The organism is Halomonas sp. 707D4 (assembly GCF_024158685.1).
Lineage (GTDB): Bacteria > Pseudomonadota > Gammaproteobacteria > Pseudomonadales > Halomonadaceae > Vreelandella.
The window spans coordinates 1-2,912 of the sequence record NZ_JAMZBD010000391.1; the positions used below are offsets into that span (position 1 = coordinate 1).

Sequence of the window (2,912 nt, forward strand, 5' to 3'; positions counted from 1 at the left end):
GCTCGAAGGGCCTCGAGTGCGCCGAACCCTCCAGGCCATCGCGCGTGAGCCGGTCGAGCCAGCCGTTCGCATCATGCTCGTCGAGCGTTTCGAGTCGGCCCAGCCAGGCAGCGTCCTCCTCCCTGCCCACGAAAGCCTCGAGCAGACGTAGCGACACCCATTCGTGACGGTAGCGATTGCGCCCTTCGAGCTTGCCCTGCAAGCGCCACTGGAAGGCCTCGCTCGCCTTGCCCAGATCGTGAAAGAGGGCCGCCAACGAGGCGAGGAGGTGGATCAGCCGCCCGCTGTGCCAATCGTTTTCGTCCTCGCGACGCAGGATATTGCGCCGGGTGGTGTTGGTCGGCGTAGCGCCCTTCGTGTTGAACTGCGCGGCATCCCCTACCACCCATAAAAGTTCGCTGTGGTCGTGGCCGCGAATCCAGTGGCAGGCCACGGCGGTATTCTTGCGGGCGCTCTTGCGCAACAGCTTTCTCAGCGTCTCGAGCCCGGCCTGGGTGATCGGCGTCTGCCAAGTGCGATCTCCGCGCCGCTCGGCGAACTGGTCGAGAATGCGCCGGGTTTCCTTCAGTGCCTTCTTGTTGCATTGGGAGATCAGCAGCACGTTCATGGATCACCGCTCCCCAACGTCTGGGCGACATCCTTGAGCGTGTCGATCATGAAATCGAGCGCCTCGGTACGCGTCAGGCGCTCGATACAGGCCTGGCGAAACGCCTGCTCCTCGTCGCCGCGCATGGCGGAGATGAACGCCTGGGGCAGGATGACGGCGTCCTTGACCAGATCCGCCACGTCGAACACCAACCCGCCTCGGCGGGTCTTGCCGTGCAGTACGGCAAGACCATGCGGAATTCCCAGCACCCAGGTGGCCGTCGCTCCAAGTCCGTAGGCCAGGTAGTTGCCGTGGTCGAGAAAACGGTTGGCGGGATCGGCGCCGGTACCACGCTTGGCTCGGGTGAACTCGCCATAGTCGGTCGCCTCCACGGCCAGCTTGAAGAGGGTCTTGGTGAGCCGCGCCTCCAGCGTCAGCAGATCGACACTGCTGGGCGCGTGGTCGATGGCGTGATGATGGTGGGCGAGCGCGCCTTTGAGCCGCGCTTCGTCGATGTCGAAACCGGCGTCGCGCATCGCCCGGCTGCTCCAGAGCGCCTCGATACGGGCAAGCCTTGCCTGCTGGAACGCGCGGGCGGCGTCGAGGCGCTTGGCATCGTCGAACCAGAAGCGCACCCAGTACTGCAGGTACTCGGTGGGCCGGTATTCGCTCTGCGGGGTGAGCCAGGCGACGTCGACGTCCACCTCGTTGGCCGCGAACAGCGGCGTGCCGCCTCCGCCGCAAAAGCCGACCAGCACGCCGGCCTTGGCGAGTTCGCGCATGGCGGCCTGGGTGATCGAGGTGCCGGTGCCCAGCAAAAGCGACGTGGTATTGGCGATCGGGATATTCCAGTACTTCGAGCGCTTGCCTTCATCGGTGACGTACTCGACGCGACCACCGTTGACCAGTACCCGGCAGTGCTGAAGGTAGTAAAGGTTCGCCCGCTTCGAGTGCAGGATGGTTTTTAGATCGTTCGGCGAGAAGTCATCCATGGGCACCTCTAAGTATTTTTCATCATCTAATCACCATCGGCGCTCGAACGCCACGCACCCTCGTCATACTTAAGCCTAGGCCGATTCGAATTACCGGCCGATGGCAAGAGGCCGTGCTACGCTTAGCGTTACTTTTTTCTCCCTACAGGCTTTCGATCATGCGGCTACGTCTCTGGCTCTGCGCGTTTGCGTGCGCGTTCACTCTTCCCGCGTTGGCGCAGTCTTCAAGCGACTGGGCGCCGTACGACGACGTGTTCGAAAACGGCGCGCGCCAGGCGAACCTGTGGCAGTGGGGGTGGACCGGGGTCTACGCCACGAGCCTGGCGGTGAACGCGTATCAGTCGAGCGAGGCGAGCAGCCGGGACGACCGGTTCGATGCGCGGGTGGGGGCGGTGAAGTCCGCGCTGGCGCTGGGGGGCATGTTCACCGACCGCCAGCCGCACCCGGCGGCGCTGGAACGCTACGAGCGCTTGAAAGCCAATGGCGAGCTGAGCGGCGTGCAGGCGCTGGGCCTCGAGCTTGCGAGAGCCGAGCGCGCGCGTCGGGGATGGAGCGCGCGGGTCGGGTCGCTTCTGGTCAACGGCCTGGCGGCCGGGGTGATCGCCGCCGATGGCCGGGGTGACGATGCGGCGATCAACTTCGCCTCGGGGATGCTGGTCAACGAGCTGCAGATCTGGACGCAGCCGAACCAGGCCTCCTCCGCGATCAACCGCTTTCAGCCGGCGCGGGTGTCGCTGGGGCCGGTGACGCTCGAGGGCGAGTACGCCCTGACCGTGGCGCCCCATCAGCTTGGCGCCACCTGGCGCTACTGAGCCCGCCCGCTCGAGGGAGGCGGCTTCGATGCCGCAGAAACAAGGATGACGCCGCCCGGGCGGCGCCCCGGATACGGGGATTGAAGGGAAAGACGCTATGGACGCGGCCTTGGCAGACAACGTGGATATCGTGGAGGTGCTCGACGAGCGCCATATCGCCAACGTGCTGGCCGGGCTCGACGACCGTCGCCATGCGCTGACGGTGGCCCTGAACGGCCACCCACCGGACTACCCGGCCCACCTGGAAGCGCTCGACGTGGACGGCGGCGAGTGCTCGCTGACCCTCACCGACGCCGGCAGCATCGCCGTCGCGACGCTGGGGCGGTGCTCGCTGACGCTCAACGCCGAGAACGACCAGCGGCTGAGCTTCGAGGGCATGACGGTGCTCGAGGCCGAGCGCCAGGCGCAGACGCTGATCCTTCGCGCCACGCTCCCCCGGCGGTTGACCACGGCGGCCCGGCGCACCCATGCGCGCATCGCTCTGCGCCGGGACATGGCGGTGAGCGCCGCGCTGACCCTGTA

The 2,912-nt window shown here is 66.3% G+C and carries 3 protein-coding genes and 1 pseudogene; 2 read left to right on the forward strand and 2 right to left on the reverse strand.

What is annotated here, in order from left to right:
• Together BIS11_RS14115 and cas1f are read right to left on the reverse strand one after the other, a co-directional pair.
• Positions 1-607, reverse strand: a pseudogene (locus tag BIS11_RS14115) (type I-F CRISPR-associated helicase Cas3); the annotation flags it as partial.
• Positions 604-1,578, reverse strand: a complete 975-nt coding sequence (gene cas1f, locus BIS11_RS14120) for a type I-F CRISPR-associated endonuclease Cas1f (RefSeq protein ID WP_253586355.1) — start codon at positions 1,576-1,578, stop codon at positions 604-606. The pseudogene BIS11_RS14115 and the gene cas1f, both read right to left, overlap by 4 nt.
• A gap of 158 nt (positions 1,579-1,736) precedes the next feature.
• Between cas1f and BIS11_RS14125 the strand changes: the two genes are divergently transcribed.
• Both BIS11_RS14125 and BIS11_RS14130 read left to right on the forward strand, forming a co-directional pair.
• Positions 1,737-2,390: a hypothetical protein gene (locus BIS11_RS14125; protein WP_253425165.1), complete on the forward strand. Its 654-nt coding sequence runs from the start codon at positions 1,737-1,739 to the stop codon at positions 2,388-2,390.
• 97 nt (positions 2,391-2,487) lie between these two features.
• Positions 2,488-2,912 (forward strand): hypothetical protein (locus BIS11_RS14130; RefSeq protein ID WP_253586356.1); only part of this gene is annotated, 425 nt, incomplete at its 3' end.